Origin of the sequence: Halostella salina (assembly GCF_003675855.1) — an archaeon.
GTDB classification, from domain to species: Archaea; Halobacteriota; Halobacteria; order Halobacteriales; family Natronoarchaeaceae; genus Halostella; species Halostella salina.
In genome coordinates this window covers 66,208-82,055 of sequence record NZ_RCIH01000005.1, presented here as the reverse complement: position 1 = coordinate 82,055, position 15,848 = coordinate 66,208, and the positions used below count along the sequence as shown (strand labels likewise).

Genomic DNA, 15,848 nt, shown 5'->3' with positions numbered 1-15,848 from the left:
GGGGGTTAAAACGTCAGGGCTCGACCCGGTTACTTCTCGTCTGCGACGCTCGGGTGCATCGTCGGCTCGTCGTCCAGCGGTTCGGCGAGATACTCCCGGAGCAGTTCGCGGCTCTCGCGCTCGCGCTCCCGGCGCTCGGCGTCGTCGATCTCCTCGCAGTTCGGCGGCACGTCGCGGTCCCGGCCGGTGAAGTAGCCCTCGGGCGTCGTCCAGTCGTGGTAGTGGTTCGCGTCGGAGTCGTGGACGACGGCCAGGCCGACCTTCGCGCCGTGGCCGGCACAGACGACCGCCTGATGTGGCTCGTCCGCGAGGCGGCCGGCGGCGTACACGCCGTCGACAGCAGTTCGGCCGCCAGATTCCACGTCCGCGAACGCCTTGCTCCCGCGGTCGACGACGCCCACGTCGATGTCGCGGAGATAGGACGCGTCGGACCACGACGCGGCGACCACGTGGTCCGCCGTGTACCGGTCCCCGTCGGCCGTCGTGACGACGAAGCCGTCGCCGTCGGCGCGGGAGAGGTCCGTCACGCGGCCGGTCGCGAACCCGACGCCGGCGCGTTCGGCCTGCTCGCGGGTCATCCGCAGCAGCAGGCGGGCGTCGACCCCGGCCGGGAATCCGGGGTAGTTCTCCAGGTGCGCGTTGCGTTCGAGGATCGACTCGCCCTCCGAGACGACGAGCGTGTCGAGGCCGGCGCGGGCGGTGAAGATGCCGGCCGACAGCCCGGCCACGCCGCCGCCGACGATCAGCACGTCACGGTGCATACGTAGCGGTGGGATCCCCGCTGCCAAGTAGAATACGGACTCGCACCGGGAGGAGTCGATCGACGACACAAACGCTTACGGTCCGAGCGTCGTAACGTCGGGCGTGGAAACCGTCGAACTGAGCACGCTGGTCCACCTCCCGCCCGAGGAGGTGTACGACTTTCTCGTCGACTTCCCCCGGTACGCGAACTACTCCGAGCATCTGCGGGAGGTGCGCCGCCACGGCGACGGATCGCCCGGCACGGAGTACGACCTGGAGTTCGCCTGGTGGAAGCTGACCTACACCGCACGGTCGCGGGTCGTCGCGGCGGAGCCGCCCGAACGGATCGACTGGAAACTCGTGAAAGATGTCGACGCGGCAGGGGCGTGGGAGGTCGAGGAGGCGGCCGACGAAGCGCCGCCGGACGCGGAGACGGCGAGCCGCGTCGTCCTCCGGATTCAGGTCGACGTCGACTCCGCCCGGGGCGGGCTCGGACTGCCGCGGTTCGTCTCCTTCGACTGGGTGGTCGAGAAGCTGAAACCGAAGCTCCGAACGGAGGCCGAGGCGATCGTCGAGCGGATCGTCGCGGACCTCGAAGGCCAGCGGCGGTCGGTCGACCTGCGGATTCACACCGCACCGGACGGATAGAAAACCACTTGGTGCCCCCACGACACGATTCGGCAAATGCCCCGGAGGACCGTACCGTGCGAGTGATCGTCGTCGGCGCTGGCGAAGTCGGGTCGAGTATCGCCGCGAGCCTCTCGGCGTCACACGACGTGGTCGTCGTCGACCGGGACCCCGACCGCGTCGAGTCGCTGACCTACGAACTGGACGTGCTCGCCATCGAGGGCGACGGCACGTCGCTGGAGACCCTACAGGAGGCTCGCGTCGCCGACGCCGACATGGTGATCGCCAGCACGGACAACGACGAGACGAACATCGTCGCCTGCTCGACGGCCAAGACGCTCGGGGACGTGTTCACCATCGCACGCGTCAAGAAGACCTCCCTCCTCCGCACCTGGGAGCGCTCCGAGGGCGTCTTCGGCGTCGACTTCATGGTCAGCGTCAACCTCCTGACCGCCGAGAGCATCGTCCGGATCGCCGGACTCCCGGGTGCGCAGGACGTGGGCACGTTCGCCGACGGAATCGTCAGCATGGCGGAGTTCGGCATCGCGGCGGACAGCCCGATCGCCGACCAGTCCGTTCGGGAGGCCGACCGCTTCGAGTCGCTCACCTTCGCCGCCATCCTGCGGGACGACGACGTGACGATCCCGACCGGCGACACGACGATCGAGGCCGGCGACCGCGTCGTCGTCATCGGGAGTCCCGAGAGCGTCCGCGGGTTCGCCGCGGCGCTGACTCCGGACCCGACGCTCTCGGAGGCCAACGAGGTGGTCATCGTCGGCGGCGGCGAGATCGGGTACCAGACGGCACGGCTGTTCGAGGAGCGCGGGATCGCCCCCCGGCTCATCGAACACGACCCCGACCGGGCGCGCGAACTCGCGGAGGACCTCCCGGAAACCATCGTTCTGGAGAGCGACGCGACCGACCGGGAGTTCCTCGACCGGGAGCACGTCGACGAGGCCGACCTCGTCGTAGCGACGCTGGACAGCGACGAGAAGAACCTGCTCGTCTCGCTTCTGGCCCGTCGGATCGGCTGTGCGCGGACCATCGCGGTCGTCAACGCCGCCGAGTACGTCGACCTGTTCGAGACCGTCGGCATCGACGTGGCGGTCAACCCGCGGGAGGTGACCGCCGAGGAGATCACCCGGTTCACCTACGAGGAACAGACCGAGAACGTCGCGATGATCGAGGCCGACCGCGCCGAGGTGCTCGAGATCGAGGTCGATCGCGACAGCGTGCTCGCCGACACCGAGATCCACGAGGCTGCGACGGAGTTCCCGGAGGGCGTCGTCGTCGGCGCGATCACGCGCGACGGCGCGTTCATCACGCCCCGGGGCGACACGGTCGTCCATCCGGGCGACCACGTCGTCGTCTTCGTCGACACCGAGGTGCTCGACGAGGTGTCGTCCCTGCTATGAACGTCCGGGTCGACTGGCGGGCGAGCCTCAGCCTCGTGGGGACCGTCGTCAAGTATCTGGCCGTCGCACTGGTGCTCCCGCTCGCGACCGCGGCGTGGTACGGTGAGGGGCTGCTCACGTTCGGCGCGACAATCCTCCTCGCGGTGACGGCCGGGACCGCGCTGGAACGGCTCGATCCCGACCCGGACCTCGGCGCGCGCGAGGGCTTTCTGATGGTCGGCCTTACCTGGTTGGCGGTCGCCATCGTCGGGGCCGTCCCCTACCTGATCGCGGGGGAGGGGACCGTCGCCGCCCCGGCGAACGCCCTGTTCGAGAGCATGAGCGGCTTCACGACCACCGGGGCGACCGTGATGGGCGACATCTCCTTCGACACGCACTCCCGGGCGCTGATGATCTGGCGACAGCAGACCCAGTGGCTCGGTGGGATGGGGATCGTCGTCCTCGCGGTCGCGATCCTCCCCGAACTCTCCGTCGGGGGCGCACAGCTGATGGACGCCGAAGCCCCCGGTCCGGGCATCGAGAAGCTCACGCCGCGGATCGCCGAGACGGCGCGGGTGCTGTGGCTCGTCTATCTGGGCTTCACCGTGTTGGAATTCGTCCTCCTGTACGGACTCCACATGGGGGGTCACGCGCCGAACATGACGTTCTACAACGCGGTCGCCCATCCGCTGACAACGATGCCGACCGGCGGGTTCTCCCCGGAGGCACGCAGCATCGAGGCGTTCTCCGCGGTCGTCCAGTGGGTCATCATCCCGTTTATGATCGCCGCCGGGACGAACTTCGCGCTGTTCTGGCACGTCCTCCGGGGCGAGCCGTCGAACCTCCTCGGCGACAGCGAGTTCCGCACGTACGCCGGAGCGATCGGGGTCGTCTCGGCGCTGGGGGCGGTGATCCTGTTTACCGGCCCGAACCTCGTCGGTCCCGACAACCCGTTCCCGGTCGCCGGTAACCTGGAGTCCTCGCTCCGGCACGCTACGTTTCAGGCCGTCTCGATCGTCACGACGACCGGCTACGCGAGTATGGATTTCGAGGTCTGGAGCGGGCCAGCACAGTACGTGCTCGTGTTCGCCATGTTCGTCGGCGGGAGCGCCGGGTCGACCGGCGGCGGGATAAAGATCGTCCGCTGGCTCGTGATCCTCAAGTCGATCCGGCGTGAGCTGTTCACGACGGTCCACCCCGAGGCGGTCCGGCCGGTCCGCCTCGCCGGCCGGGCGCTGGACGAGCGCGCACTCCGAGGAATCTACGCGTTCACGCTGCTCTACTTCGCCCTGTTTTTGATCGGCGCGCTCCTGATCGCCGTCGACGCCGCGCGGGTGGGGCTTGACCTCGCGGTGATCGAGGCACTGACGGCGTCGGCGGCGACCCTGGGGAACATCGGTCCGGGGCTCGGGATGGTCGGCCCCATGGGGAGCTACCTCGATTTCCCGACCACGTCGAAGCTCCTGATGGTCGGGCTGATGTGGATCGGGCGGCTGGAGATCATCCCGGTGCTGGTCCTGCTGACCTCCGGCTACTGGCGGAGCTAGGGTTCCAGCCCGTAGAGGACCGACCGGGCGAACACGAGCACCGGGATGATCTCCAGGCGGCCGACCCACATGTTGAGGACGAACATCCCCTCCGCGACGGCGGGCATATCCGGACCGGTGATCCCGGTCGAGAGGCCGACGTTGCCCTGGGCGCTCGCCACCTCGAACAGCGCGCTCGCGTAGTCGGCACCGGTGGCGTTGACCAGGGCGAGACTGCTCGCGACCAGCAGGATGACCCAGAGGAGCGTGACGATGGCCGCCTCGCTGAACTCCCGTTCCATCTCGCCGCGGTCAAGGACCCGGTCGCCGAGGCGGGCGTTGACGACCGCGGACTGGGGCAGGAACACGCGCGAGAACTGCCAGCGGATGCCCCGCGCGACGGTGTACGCGCGAACGATCTTGATACCGCCGACTGTCGACCCTGCCGCGCCGCCGATCACCATCGCGACGCTCACGACGAGCTTGCCGCCGGGACTCCACTCGCCGATGGGTGCCGACTGGAACCCGGTGCAGGTGAGCGCGCTGATCCACTGGAACGTCGAGTCCCGGACCGCGTCGGACGACCCGTCGAACGCCGCCGCGGAAATCGGGTCGACGAGTGCGTTCTGGGCCGAGAGGACGACGACGCCGGCACCGAGCAGCACGAACAGCCAGCGGGTCTGGAGGTCCGAGAGGAGCAGGCGCGGGTCGCGGCCGTTCAGCACGCCGTAGTGGATCGGGAAGGCGATGGCCCCGAGCGTCATGACCGGGAGCAGCACCGTCTCGATGAGCGGTGAGTCGTACGTGGCGATCGAGTTGTCCGTCACGCTGAACCCGCCGGTCGCCAGCCCGGTCATCGCGTGGTTGAGCGCCTGCCATGCCGCGTCGAACAGCGGGAGGTCCTGCGTCCAGTAGATCGCCACGAACAGCGCGAGCACCGAGAGGACCGAGTAGACGACGAATATCTTCCAGACGGTCCGAACCGTGCTGACGACGCTCGGGTGGATCTTCTCCTCGCGGGTTTCGCTCCGGTAGAGGGCGTAGCTCCCGCTACCGGGACGCGAGAGGATAGACACCGTGAGCACGATGACGCCGACGCCGCCGACCCACTGGATGAGCGAGCGCCACCACTGGAGGGCGTAGGGCAGCGACGGCTCGTGGACCGCCATCGTCAGCCCGCTCCCGGTCCACCCGCTCATGCTCTCGAACAGGGCGTGCAGCGGGGATTCGAAGTACCGGAGGCTCGACTGCGAGTACTCCGCGCCCGCCGGCACGTAGCCCGCGGCGACCTGTTCGGGGGTCAGGTACGCGGTCAGGAGAAACCCCAGCGCCCCGAACAGCGCCACGGCGAACCAGCCGGCCGCGGCGATCACCATCCCGTGTTTCATCCGGGGGTCCGGCGCGTCGCTGAACCGGAGCCGCGCCCCGCCGCCGACCGCGGCGGTGAGGCCGCCGGCGAGCAGGAACGAAAACGCCGCGTGGAACTCACGAAACGTGAGCGCGACGACGACGGTCACCGTCATCAGCAGCGCCTCGATCAGCAGCAGCGACCCGACGTCGCGGGCTATCGTCGCCAGCGCCGCCGGAACCCGCGAACTATGGCGGCTCATCTACGCGAAGTCGTGGTCCTCGTAGTGGCCGAACGCGTCCGTCACGTCCGGGGTCGCGCCGTCCTGCGAGTACACCGTCAGCAGGTCGCCGGCGTGGACCTCCGTGCCGCCCTGCGGGGTGATCGGGTCCGCTTCGCCGTTGCGCTCGATCGCGACGACGAGGACGCCGTGGGGGAGCAGCCCGGCCTCGTCCGCCTCGATCAGGGTTTTGTTCGCGATCGGCGCGTCCTCGTCGACCGTGATCTCGAACACCTCGGCGGTGTCGCCGACGCGCATGTAGTCCTTGATCGAGGGGCGCTTGACCGCCCGGTAGAGGTACTCCGCGATGAGGCTCTGGGGGTTCTCCATCGTGTTGACGCCGATCCGGCGGAACAGGTTCATATGCTCCGGGTTGTGGACCACCGAGACGATCGCCGGCACGTCGCGCTCCTTCGCCAGGAGACACACCATGATGTTCGTGGCGTCCTGGTCGGTGGTGCTGATGAGCGCGTCCGCCCGGTCGATCCCGGCGTCCTCAAGCGTCGACATCTCCGTGGCGTCATCGTGGAGGACGAGGCAGTCGTACTCGCGGGCCGCGCGGTCCGCCTTCTCCTCGTTCCGCTCGATCACCACCACCTCGTTCTCGTCGGTCGTGGCGACGTCGATGAGCGGGCTCCCGATACTTCCCGCCCCCACGGCGATGATGTACATTCGATCGACCCGTTGACAACCGGAGCGTGAAAAGCTACCGTTCCGGCTACTCCGGCATCTCGTAGTCGCCGCCGTACTTGATGAAGAAGAAGGCGAGCGCCAGCGTCGAGCCCATCGCCGCCAGCGTGGCGACGCCCATCGTCATCGCGCTGGTGGGCAGCGTCGGTCCGCCCCCGCCGGCGTTGGGGTTCACGCCGCCCTCGGTGACGTGGATGACGCCCTCCATGCCGAGCGACTGGTGGGGCGAGCAGTAGTAGTTGTAGTCGCCCAGCACCTCGAACGTGTGCTCGTGGGTGTTGCCCGGCCCCACGATCGACTGGTGGCCCTCCCAGTTGGCGTCGGAGGGCTGGCTGTCGACGACGATGTTGTGGTTGCCGCCGGTCCACTCGAACGTCACCGTCGTCCCCGGCGCGATGTACAGCTCCGCCGGGTCGAACACGTTGTCGCCGGTCAGCTGGACCGTCTCGCTGCCGCCGCCTCCGCCACCGCCACCACCACCGCCGGTGGTGCCGTTGCCGGTCGTCGTCGTTTCGTTGCCGGCGGTCGTCGTCCCGTTGCCCGAGGTTTCGTTACCCTCCTGTGCACCCGCCGTGCCGGTCGTGGCGGCGGCTCCTGCGGACACGGCGGTCGCGCCGACGCCGGCCTTGAGAAAGCCCCGACGGGACACCGAACCGTTCGCGTCGTCGTTCGTCATGGTCGGGGCTAGGGGATGCCCCGTACTGAATACTTTGGTTTCCCCATCGAACCACGCCGACCGTCGTGGTTCCGTGCCGGCGGTCGCCGACACGGGCACTCCCCCGGAGATCGGTCCGGCGGCCGGGTTCACCGGTCGCGTTCGACCACGAACTCCGTAAAATCGGCGAGGGTGGCCGCAGGCCCCGGTTCGAGGCCGAGTCCGTCGAGGTGGCTCCGGGCGCTTGCCGCCAGGTCCACCGCGCGTTCGCGGGCGTAGTCGACGCTTCCGGTCCGCTCAAGGATCGAGAGCGCGGTTTCGACCTCCTCGTCGGAGTTCTCGTCGGCGGCGAGGATCGACTGGAGGCGCTCGGCCTCGTCCGGGTCGGCCTCCTGGACCGCGCGGATGACCAGCAGGGTCTTTTTCCCTTCCCTGACGTCGTTGCCGAACTCCTTGCCGAACGCGCCCGCGCGGTCCAAGGAGTGCTCCACGTCGAGGATGTCGTCGCCGATCTGGAAGGCGACCGACATCTCCTCGGCGTACCGGGCGACGCGGCGCTCGACCCGGTCGGACTGCCCCGTGACGATCGCCGCCAGCCGGGCGACGATCCGGCCGAGACAGCCGGTCTTGCACGCGCACATCTCCAGATACTCGTCGACGCCCACGTTCGCCTCGCGCTGGTTGTGCCAGTGGATGTCCATCCCCTGCCCGAGATGCGTGCGGTTCAGTTCCGACATCAGCATCTCGTAGGCCGCCAGCCGACGCTCGGCCGGGAGGTCGCCGGGGTCGTGCGTGATGATCTTCAGCGGCAGGAAGTACATCGCGTTGCCCGCGTTCAGCGCCACGTCCTCGCCGTACACGTGGTGGAGGGCCGGCCCGCCGCGGCGCTTCGCCGCGCCGTCCTCCACGTCGTCGACGATGATGGTGCCGGTGTGGAGTATCTCGGGAATAGTGGCGTACGGCAGGAACGCCTCGGGGTCCTCGCCGAACGCCTCGACGAGCGTGAGGAAGACGACCGGCCGCCAGCGTTTCCCGCCCCGGTCGAGCAGGTCCCACACCGGGTCGGCGAGCGCGCGCTGGATGCTCTCGGGGTCGTAGCGGTACGTCGCCGGCCCGAAAAACTCCGTGAGATACGCCTCGTCTATCTCGCGCGGTAGGACGCGCTCGATGGCGCTGTCGACGGCCGGCCGCCACTCCGCGAGCGTCTCCCGCATGTTCTCCCCCTCTCGCGGGCACGGGGAAAAAGTTTCAGTTTCCCGGGACGCCGTGCCGGGGTTGCGGTCAGCGGTCGACGGCCGGGTCGTCCGGGACCGCCTGCCGCTGGCGCTCGTACCGGGCGGGCTGGTCGGCGAACACGTGCTCGAACATCGCGTCCGGCGAGAGCCCGTCGGCGTCTTCGGCCGCCTGGACGGCGTTCTCGACCTCCGCATCGGCGGCCTCCCGGAGCGCCGTCTCGTCGGCGTCGCTCCAGCCGTGGGTCGCCTCCAGATACTCGCGGGTGCGGTCGATCGGGTCGCGCTCCGCGTGCGCCGGCACGTCGTCCTCGTCGCGGTACTTCGTGGGGTCGTCCGTCGTGGTGTGGGGGCCGCGCCGGTACGTGACCGCCTCGACGAGCGTCGGCCCGCCGCCGGACCGGGCGCGTTCGATCGCCTCGCTCACGACCTCGTGGACGGCGACCACGTCGTTGCCGTCGACGCGGACCCCCTCGATGCCGTAGGCGTCGGCCTTCTCAGCGATGGTGGCCGTCGCGGTCTGGCGCTCCGTGGGGACGCTGATCGCGTAGCCGTTGTTCTGACAGAAGAACACGACGGGGGCCTCGAACACGCCCGCGATGTTCAGCGCCTCGTGGAAGTCGCCCTCGCTGGTCGCCCCGTCGCCGAAACTCGCCAGCGCGACGGCGTCGTCGCCGCGGTACGTCGACGCCATCCCGATGCCGACCGCGTGCGGTAGCTGCGTGGCGATCGGGATCGTCGGCGGGAACGTGCGCACGTCGTCGTCGTCGGAGCGGTCGACGTAGTTGCCCTCGCCGAGCAGGTGCCGGACGACCTCGGCGAGGTCGTAGCCGCGCTGGAGATACATCGCGTGGTCGCGGTACGTCGGGAAGCAGTAGTCCCGGTCGCCAAGCGCCGCCGCCGCGCCGACCTGCGCGGCCTCCTGTCCCTCCATCGGCGCGTACGTCCCGATGCGGCCCTGCCGGTGGAGGCTGACGGCTTTCCGGTCGAACTGCCGCGCGAGCACCTGTGTCCGGTAGAGGTCCCGGGCCAGGTCGGCGGACAGTTCGACGCCGGTGTCCTCGGGGGCGTCGTCGTCGGCCAGCACGCGCACCATGTCGGCTTCTGCCTGCATATCTATCACCAACGTTCTATCGGTTACACGGCAGGAGGGGTAATAAACTCTCGCAATAATTGCCAGAAGGCTCGATTTCCACGCTGTGGTTTATAAGATAGCCATCGATACGTCAGTTCTAACGCGCTCAGCCGGCGGCCGAATAACGAACCGTCGATCGAGACGAAACGCTTAGGCGGCGGCCCGCTGGATGGGGGTGCATGAGCGAGTGGATCGGTGACACCGTCACCAGCGATGTCGGATGGGACCACCTCGAACGGCTCGTCGACGAGGGCAACCGGATGGCCGGCAGCGAGGGCGAACGGCGGGCGGCCGAGGCGACCCGCGACGCGCTCGACCGCGTCGGCGCGCGGGACGCCCGGCTCGACGAGTTCGATATCCAGGGGTGGGAACGGGGCGACAGCGCCGTCCGCGCGTCCGGGACGGAGCAGGACTGTATCGCCCTGCCGCGAAGCCCCTCGGGCGAGGTGACCGGGGAACTGGTCGACCTCGAGTACGGCCTCCCCGAGGATTTCGCGGACGCGGACCTGTCGGGCGCTGTCGTGCTGGTTCGAAGCGACGCGCCGGACTACTACGACCGGTACGTCCACCGCCGGGAGAAGTACTACCACGCGGTCGAGAACGGGGCCGCCGCGTTCGTCTACCGCAACCACGTCGAGGGGTGTCTCCCTCCCACCGGCAGCGTCGGCACCGAGGACGACCCGATCGGCGAGATCCCCGCAGTGGGCGTCTCGAAGGAGGTCGGCGCGCGCCTCGCTCGACGGTTCGAGGGCGACGACGTGACCGTCTCGGTCGACGCGGCGGCCGGCGACGCGACGAGCCGGAACGTCCACGCGGACCTCGGTCCGGACACGGACGAGGCCGTCTTCGTGACGAGCCACGTCGACGCCCACGACATCGCGGAGGGCGCGATGGACAACGGCGCGGGCACCGCGATGCTCGTCGAGGTCGCCCGCGCCCTCGCCGCCCGCGAGGACGAACTGGATACGCGGGTCCACTTCGTCGCCTTCGGCGCGGAGGAGGTCGGGCTCGTCGGGTCAGGGTACGAGGCCGAACGCGCCGACACCGACGCCGTCCGGGCCGTGATCAACCTCGACGGCGTCGTGCGCGGGCGGACGTTGTCGGCGTACACCCACGAGTTCGAGGCGCTGGAGGAGGCGGCAGAGACCGTCGCCGAGCGGTTCGACCACCCGATCGAGACGATCCCGGAGATGGGTCCCCACAGCGACCACTGGCCGTTCGTCCGCCGCGGCGTCCCCGGCTACCACGTGTCGAGCAAGACCGACGGCGAGGGGCGCGGCTGGGGACACACGTTCGCCGATACGATAGACAAGCTAGACCCCCGCGACCTCCGCGAACAGGCCGTCCTGCTGACCGAACTGGCCGTCGAACTCGCCGACGACGCCGTCACCATCGAGCGCAAGTCCGAGGACGAGATCGTCGCGGCGCTGGAGGCCCAGAACCTCGCCGAGGGGATGCAGATTACGGGCGACTGGCCGTTCGACGGGTGACCGAAACCTGTAGCCTTTTGCCCGCGGGACGCCACGCTTCGCCTATGGTGCGGGTGCCCAATGGTCGGTGACGTGACCGTCGCGGTCGTCAGCGGGGCCCCCGATCCGCTCGCCGCGGCCGTCGAGCGGGCGACGGACAGCCGGGTGACCGCCGGGACCGACGCCCGAGTCGCGGACGCCGACCTCGTCGTCGCGGACGGTCGGGCCGCGGTCGTCGACCTCGTCCGGGCGAACTCGGACGCGCTCGTCCTCCCGGTCGACGCCGGCCCCGGCGTTCGGTCGGTCCCGCGCGACGCCGTCGGGCGGGCGGTCGCCGCCGTCGTCGCCGGCGAGAGCGAGACGGTCGAACGCCCCGTGCTCTCGGTGCGGGTCGGCGACCGTGACCCCGTCCCCGCCGTCTTCGACGTGACGCTCGTCACCAGCGAGCCGGCACGGATCTCCGAGTACGCCGTTCGCAGCGGTGACCGACGCGTCGACGGGTTCCGGGCCGACGGCGTCGTGGTCGCGACTCCGGCGGGCAGTCACGGGTACGCCGCGGCTGCCGGCGGGCCCGTGGTGACGCCGGAGCGCGGCGTCGTCTCGGTGACGCCGATCGCACCCTTCGTCACCGACGCCGAGGGGTGGATCCTGTCCGACGAGTCGCTGACGCTGTCGGTCGAGCGCGACGAGGGCGACGTGTCCCTGCTCGTCGACGGCCGCGACGAGGGTCCCGTCCCGACCGACGGCGCGACGCACGTCTCGCGGGACGGGGGGATCGAGGTCACGGTCGTCGAGGAGAGCGCGGCGTTTTGGTAGGCCGCCCGGCCTACACGATGCTGTTCCAGACCGGCGCGATGACGTAGAACAGCGTCTGGTACGCGGCGTAGGAGAGAACGAACAGCGAGCCGATCACCGCGGCTTTCGGACGTTCCAGTTCCCCGTCCTTCCGGGCTTCGACCTTCCGGGATTCGAACTCGAAGAAGTCGGTGAGGAAGGTCCCGAGGACGAGCATCGACAGCACGATGCCGCCGTGGCGCGCGACGGTGGTGTAGTAAAACGAGCCGAGGATGAGCACGGCGGAGGCGATCTCGTGTGGCAGATACCGGCTCATCGCCTCCGCGCCGCCGTCACGCGCCTGCGAGACGTGGGCGCGATGGGCGAGCAGGCGCGTGACCATGGTGACGATCACCAGGCCGAGGAGGATGAACTCCACCTGCGACCGGCTGAGAGCGTCGATGGGGCCGAACATCGATGACGGATCCATACGTGAACCTGTGTTATTGGGCCATTAGTGTTTTTCCAATTCCCCGCCCCCGAGAAGCACCGGCCGCCGTCACTCCGCCGCGTACGCGGCGTACAGTTCGCGGCCGATCGGGATGACGACCCAGAACGTCAGCGCACCGAGGATGGCGAACCAGAACAGCGCGTCCTTCAGTTCCAGCGCGATCGCCGTGTACATGTCCGGGTTCGACGGGTCCGGACCGGAGAGCTGTTGCTCCTCGAACGAGGGCGTGTTGAACCAGCCGGCGAGGACCATCCACGCCAGGCCCGCGCCGGTGAGGATGCCGAGTCCTTTCGCGAATTCGTCAGCCATTGTCGATATCTTGGTCGTCGTCGTTTTTAGCGTTTCCCATTCCCGGAGCCTGGAACCGCGTCGCGAACGCGTACACCCCGGCCCCGCCGAGGATCGACGCGAGGCCGGCGATAGCGACCACCACGTTGACCTCGTCCAGATCCGCCGTCGCGCGGTTCGTCGCCGTGTCCAGCAGGACGAAGCCGAGGATGACGCCCGTGATGGCAAACAGCGTCGAGAACACGGTCACCGTCTTGTACAGCCGGATCGGGACCTCGATCTCCCGCGAGGACTGCTCGTCGGTCGCGACACCGTCGTCGTCCGTCTCTGGCGAGGACATCGAGAAAGGGGACCGTTACTTCGGCGGCCGCAGCCGGTAGTACCGCCGGTTCAGGTCGTACATGTACCCCTCGCGCATCGACCGCAGCACCGCGTACGTTATCAGCCCCGCGATCGGCGGGAGCAGGAACGTGATGTCGAACAACACGTGCGAGTCCATCGGGAGGAGGTTCTTGATGGACAGCGCGCTGATCGTCATGGCGAACGTGACGCCCATGACGCCGATGCCGGCCCAGAACGGCTGCTCGACCGGCCGGCGGGCGCTCCCCTTGTTGAGGAACGGCACGATGGCGATGGCACCGACCACGACGAGGTTGGCGACGACGCCGTACGTCCGGTCGGCCATCAGCTTGTCGCCCCCGAGGATCGCCAGTTCGGGGTTGAGCGGGCCGAGCTTCAGCAGGCCGAACGACCAGTACAGATACCAGTCCGGCAGGATGATCGGCGGCGTCGTGCTCGGGTCCGCGACCGCCATCATCTCGGGCGGGAGCGTCGCCGAGAGGAACAGGATCATCCCCACGAAGAAGAACGTCAGCGAGAGGTTCCGGATGAGTTCGTGGGGCCAGGTCGGGAAGCCGAGCACGTCGCGCTCGACGTAGCTCGACTCCTGCCGGAGGTCCTGGTCCTCGCGGCGCGCGCGCTCGAAGTACTCGTAGGTGAGGCGGGACAGGCCCTGCTTGCGCTCCTTGCGCTCCTGCCAGGTCGGCACCTCGTCGTCGGGAGCGACGATGCCCGGCCCGCTGCCGTCCGTTCGCGTTTCGGTGGATTCGTTGTCGTCGGTCATTGTGTTAGTGGGGTTCCGCGATGCCCTGCATCCAGACGATGCCGATGTGGATCGCGATCAGCGTCGTCACGACGAAGGGCAGGAAGAACACGTGCAGGATGTACATCCGTTGCAGCGTGGCCTGCCCGAGCGTGAAGCCGCCGAACAGTAGCTGTGCGACCCACTGTCCGATGAGCGGTATCGAGAGGCTCATCTCGACGCCGATCTGGCCGGCCCAGAACGACAGCTGGTTCCACGGGAGCAGGTAGCCCGTGTACCCGAACACCATCGTCAGGCTGATCAGGACGATGCCGATGAGCCAGTTCAGCTCGCGGGGTTCCTTGTACGCCCCGGTGAAGTACACGCGGAGCATGTGCAGGAACACCGCGGCCGTCATCACCTGTGCGGACCAGCGGTGGATGCTCCGGAGCATGTATCCGAAGTTCAGGTCCGTCATGATGAAGATGACCTGCTCGTAGGCCGCCGCCGTCTCGCCGGCGGTCGCCGGGGAGTAGTAGAACCCGAGCAACGCGCCGCTGACTGCGGCGACGACGTACGCTATCGTCGAGAAGAAGCCGAGCGAGTACAGCGGGTACCAGTACCAGAACTTGTTGTCGAGGTTGTACTGCTCGGTGTGGCTCTTGGGCATCTGGAGGTTGGCCTTGTAGTACAGGTTCTCCAGCAGTTCGAGGTAGTCGACGATCCGGAACCGCTGGTCCAGCCAGATCAGCGTCACGAGGAACCCCCGCTCGATCGGCGAGAGGTCCTTCTCCTTGAGCCACGCGCCGTGGTCGTGTTCGTCCTTCTTTTCGAGGCTCATTGGTCAGTCATCCTCCGGGCGCGGGAGCGCCGTGAACGTCCGTTCGACGAGGGAGAACGGGTCGTATATCGACTGGTGGCACTGGCAGTACACCTCGTCCTCCGCCCCGAACTGCGCCGAGCTTTCGAGGCTTTTCCAGCCGGGCACACAGCAGAAGTGCGTACACTTGTTCAGGTACGCCATAAAGCCCTGTGCGGTGGACGCTGCCAGCCATTCGTCGTTCTGTGCCATCTCCTCTATCACCGGGCTGCGGATGATCTGGACCGGGATGACGGTGTCGACGTCCTGGGAGCGCCAGGTCGCCACCGCCGGCTTCCCGAGCCCGCCCGAGCCGATGCCGGTGCCGCTGTAGCTCTCGTAGTCGTCGAAGTCCGAGACCTGGACGATTTCCCCGCCGGAGGTCGCTTCGGTCATCCAGTCGTACGAGGCGGGCGGCTGCCCGGAGTACCGGAGGAAGTTGTCCTGGTCGGCGTCGGGTGCGAGTCCCGGGTACGACTGGACGCCACAGTACTGGAACCACCGGTTGCTGTAGGTGAGGCCGGTGTCCTTGAAGTTCTGCGTCTCGGCGATGTTTATGGTATCCCCGGACTGGAGCTCCCGCTCTTTCACTTCCGGCCAGACGCCCTTCAGCTGGCCGTCCTCTATCTCCACGGGGATCTGCGGCATGCCGCGCGGGGCGGGCCCGTCGGTGTTCTCGATCGCCATGTACGTCGTCGTGCCGCCGCCCGCGCCGGCCGCGCTCGTCGTGGAGTCGATGGCCGCAGCGCCCGTCGTCCCGACGCCGGCGAGCGCCGCGCTGCCGACGACGCCTTTCACGAAGCGTCGACGATCCGATTCGACCGGGTACTTGTCTTCGTCCTCTGGCATGATTATTTCTTGTAGTAGGGGTACACTGCGCGTTTCACGTGCTCCCAGGCGTTCCCGGCGAGCTCGCGACCGTCGGCGTCCTCCTCGCGGACGTACAGGTCCTCCCACTTGCGACGGCGCTTCTTGACGATCATCACGTCGGGGAGGAACTCCTTGCGGTACAGCAGGAGGATGAACGCCAGGTCGACGAAGATGACGGTGAGAGTGAAGCCGAGATACATGTTCCCGGTCTCGAAGTACCCCCAGCCGTTGACCATCCCGTACGTGAACAGCCCCACGAACACGACCTCGACGACGGTCAGCAACACGATGGCTATCGCCGCCGCGGTGCTCTCGCGAGCCGGTTCGTAGCGATGAATGTCGCCGTAGGTGCTTCCTTGCGATGACAT

At 68.3% G+C, this 15,848-nt stretch carries 18 protein-coding genes; 5 read left to right on the top strand and 13 right to left on the bottom strand.

All coding sequences use genetic code 11. The annotated features are described in order from the left end of the window. Window positions 1-29: 29 nt before the first annotated feature. Window positions 30-761: an NAD(P)/FAD-dependent oxidoreductase gene (locus D8896_RS10995; RefSeq protein ID WP_121822152.1), complete on the bottom strand. Its 732-nt coding sequence runs from the start codon at window positions 759-761 to the stop codon at window positions 30-32. 103 nt (window positions 762-864) lie between these two features. Here D8896_RS10995 and D8896_RS10990 point away from each other — a divergent pair, with 103 nt between their 5' ends. From D8896_RS10990 to D8896_RS10980, 3 genes are read left to right on the top strand one after another with little or no spacing between them, the layout of a single operon-like run. Continuing rightward, window positions 865-1,389, top strand: a complete 525-nt coding sequence (locus D8896_RS10990) for a type II toxin-antitoxin system RatA family toxin (protein WP_121822151.1) — start codon at window positions 865-867, stop codon at window positions 1,387-1,389. A 56-nt stretch (window positions 1,390-1,445) separates the two neighbouring features. Next, window positions 1,446-2,783, top strand: a complete 1,338-nt coding sequence (gene trkA / locus D8896_RS10985; RefSeq protein ID WP_121822150.1) for a Trk system potassium transporter TrkA — start codon at window positions 1,446-1,448, stop codon at window positions 2,781-2,783. Continuing rightward, window positions 2,780-4,309, top strand: coding sequence for a TrkH family potassium uptake protein (locus tag D8896_RS10980; RefSeq protein ID WP_121822149.1), 1,530 nt, complete (start codon window positions 2,780-2,782; stop codon window positions 4,307-4,309). The genes trkA and D8896_RS10980 overlap by 4 nt, the downstream gene beginning before the upstream one ends. Here D8896_RS10980 and D8896_RS10975 read toward each other — a convergent pair. From D8896_RS10975 to pdhA, 5 genes are all read right to left on the bottom strand, one after another. Further along, entirely contained in the window at window positions 4,306-5,898 is a 1,593-nt protein-coding gene (locus D8896_RS10975) for a TrkH family potassium uptake protein (RefSeq protein ID WP_121822148.1), read from the bottom strand. The genes D8896_RS10980 and D8896_RS10975 overlap by 4 nt on opposite strands. Beyond that, window positions 5,899-6,588, bottom strand: a complete 690-nt coding sequence (locus D8896_RS10970) for a potassium channel family protein (protein WP_121822147.1) — start codon at window positions 6,586-6,588, stop codon at window positions 5,899-5,901. 46 nt (window positions 6,589-6,634) lie between these two features. Next, on the bottom strand, window positions 6,635-7,282 hold the full coding sequence (locus tag D8896_RS10965; RefSeq protein WP_121822146.1) for a plastocyanin/azurin family copper-binding protein: 648 nt from the start codon (window positions 7,280-7,282) through the stop codon (window positions 6,635-6,637). A 128-nt stretch (window positions 7,283-7,410) separates the two neighbouring features. After that, the gene (locus tag D8896_RS10960) at window positions 7,411-8,475 is read right to left on the bottom strand and encodes a polyprenyl synthetase family protein (RefSeq protein WP_121822145.1); all 1,065 of its coding nucleotides are present in this window, start codon (window positions 8,473-8,475) and stop codon (window positions 7,411-7,413) included. Window positions 8,476-8,542: 67 nt separating this feature from the next. After that, entirely contained in the window at window positions 8,543-9,607 is a 1,065-nt protein-coding gene (gene pdhA / locus D8896_RS10955) for a pyruvate dehydrogenase (acetyl-transferring) E1 component subunit alpha (protein WP_240452017.1), read from the bottom strand. 200 nt (window positions 9,608-9,807) lie between these two features. On the opposite strand from pdhA, the gene D8896_RS10950 reads away from it, so the two are divergent. Further along, window positions 9,808-11,118: a M28 family peptidase gene (locus tag D8896_RS10950; RefSeq protein ID WP_121822143.1), complete on the top strand. Its 1,311-nt coding sequence runs from the start codon at window positions 9,808-9,810 to the stop codon at window positions 11,116-11,118. A 60-nt stretch (window positions 11,119-11,178) separates the two neighbouring features. Next, entirely contained in the window at window positions 11,179-11,913 is a 735-nt protein-coding gene (locus D8896_RS10945) for an NAD(+)/NADH kinase (protein ID WP_121822142.1), read from the top strand. Between the two features lie 10 nt (window positions 11,914-11,923). On the opposite strand, the gene D8896_RS10940 is transcribed toward D8896_RS10945, so the two are convergent. The 7 genes from D8896_RS10940 to D8896_RS10910 form a co-directional block, all read right to left on the bottom strand. Beyond that, window positions 11,924-12,361: a DUF7313 family protein gene (locus tag D8896_RS10940; RefSeq protein ID WP_121822141.1), complete on the bottom strand. Its 438-nt coding sequence runs from the start codon at window positions 12,359-12,361 to the stop codon at window positions 11,924-11,926. A 69-nt stretch (window positions 12,362-12,430) separates the two neighbouring features. Next, on the bottom strand, window positions 12,431-12,691 hold the full coding sequence (locus D8896_RS10935) for a DUF7314 family protein (RefSeq protein WP_121822140.1): 261 nt from the start codon (window positions 12,689-12,691) through the stop codon (window positions 12,431-12,433). After that, complete coding sequence (locus D8896_RS10930) at window positions 12,684-13,010, bottom strand: DUF7315 family membrane protein (RefSeq protein ID WP_121822139.1); 327 nt, start codon at window positions 13,008-13,010, stop codon at window positions 12,684-12,686. Before D8896_RS10930 ends, D8896_RS10935 begins: the two co-directional genes overlap by 8 nt. Window positions 13,011-13,025: 15 nt before the next feature. Then, window positions 13,026-13,793, bottom strand: coding sequence for a cytochrome b family protein (locus D8896_RS10925; protein ID WP_121822138.1), 768 nt, complete (start codon window positions 13,791-13,793; stop codon window positions 13,026-13,028). Window positions 13,794-13,797: 4 nt separating this feature from the next. Then, on the bottom strand, window positions 13,798-14,592 hold the full coding sequence (locus D8896_RS10920; RefSeq protein WP_121822137.1) for a cytochrome b: 795 nt from the start codon (window positions 14,590-14,592) through the stop codon (window positions 13,798-13,800). A 3-nt stretch (window positions 14,593-14,595) separates the two neighbouring features. After that, a complete protein-coding gene (locus tag D8896_RS10915) occupies window positions 14,596-15,459 on the bottom strand; it encodes a ubiquinol-cytochrome c reductase iron-sulfur subunit (RefSeq protein WP_121822136.1) in 864 nt (287 codons plus the stop codon). A gap of 2 nt (window positions 15,460-15,461) precedes the next feature. After that, on the bottom strand, window positions 15,462-15,848 hold the full coding sequence (locus D8896_RS10910) for a DUF7318 family protein (RefSeq protein ID WP_121822135.1): 387 nt from the start codon (window positions 15,846-15,848) through the stop codon (window positions 15,462-15,464).

What these genes read in the sequence shown, in the direction of transcription:
- D8896_RS10965 (WP_121822146.1), bottom strand. Translation starts at nt 7,282, where the DNA reads ATGACGAACGACGACGCGAACGGTTCGGTGTCCCGTCGGGGCTTTCTC.
- D8896_RS10915 (WP_121822136.1), bottom strand. Translation starts at nt 15,459, where the DNA reads ATGCCAGAGGACGAAGACAAGTACCCGGTCGAATCGGATCGTCGACGC.
- pdhA (WP_240452017.1), bottom strand. Translation starts at nt 9,607, where the DNA reads ATGCAGGCAGAAGCCGACATGGTGCGCGTGCTGGCCGACGACGACGCC.
- D8896_RS10910 (WP_121822135.1), bottom strand. Translation starts at nt 15,848, where the DNA reads ATGTCATCGCAAGGAAGCACCTACGGCGACATTCATCGCTACGAACCG.
- D8896_RS10935 (WP_121822140.1), bottom strand. Translation starts at nt 12,691, where the DNA reads ATGGCTGACGAATTCGCGAAAGGACTCGGCATCCTCACCGGCGCGGGC.
- D8896_RS10960 (WP_121822145.1), bottom strand. Translation starts at nt 8,475, where the DNA reads ATGCGGGAGACGCTCGCGGAGTGGCGGCCGGCCGTCGACAGCGCCATC.
- D8896_RS10980 (WP_121822149.1), top strand. Translation starts at nt 2,780, where the DNA reads ATGAACGTCCGGGTCGACTGGCGGGCGAGCCTCAGCCTCGTGGGGACC.
- D8896_RS10945 (WP_121822142.1), top strand. Translation starts at nt 11,179, where the DNA reads ATGGTCGGTGACGTGACCGTCGCGGTCGTCAGCGGGGCCCCCGATCCG.
- D8896_RS10975 (WP_121822148.1), bottom strand. Translation starts at nt 5,898, where the DNA reads ATGAGCCGCCATAGTTCGCGGGTTCCGGCGGCGCTGGCGACGATAGCC.
- D8896_RS10995 (WP_121822152.1), bottom strand. Translation starts at nt 761, where the DNA reads ATGCACCGTGACGTGCTGATCGTCGGCGGCGGCGTGGCCGGGCTGTCG.
- D8896_RS10940 (WP_121822141.1), bottom strand. Translation starts at nt 12,361, where the DNA reads ATGGATCCGTCATCGATGTTCGGCCCCATCGACGCTCTCAGCCGGTCG.
- D8896_RS10925 (WP_121822138.1), bottom strand. Translation starts at nt 13,793, where the DNA reads ATGACCGACGACAACGAATCCACCGAAACGCGAACGGACGGCAGCGGG.
- D8896_RS10920 (WP_121822137.1), bottom strand. Translation starts at nt 14,592, where the DNA reads ATGAGCCTCGAAAAGAAGGACGAACACGACCACGGCGCGTGGCTCAAG.
- D8896_RS10950 (WP_121822143.1), top strand. Translation starts at nt 9,808, where the DNA reads ATGAGCGAGTGGATCGGTGACACCGTCACCAGCGATGTCGGATGGGAC.
- D8896_RS10930 (WP_121822139.1), bottom strand. Translation starts at nt 13,010, where the DNA reads ATGTCCTCGCCAGAGACGGACGACGACGGTGTCGCGACCGACGAGCAG.
- D8896_RS10970 (WP_121822147.1), bottom strand. Translation starts at nt 6,588, where the DNA reads ATGTACATCATCGCCGTGGGGGCGGGAAGTATCGGGAGCCCGCTCATC.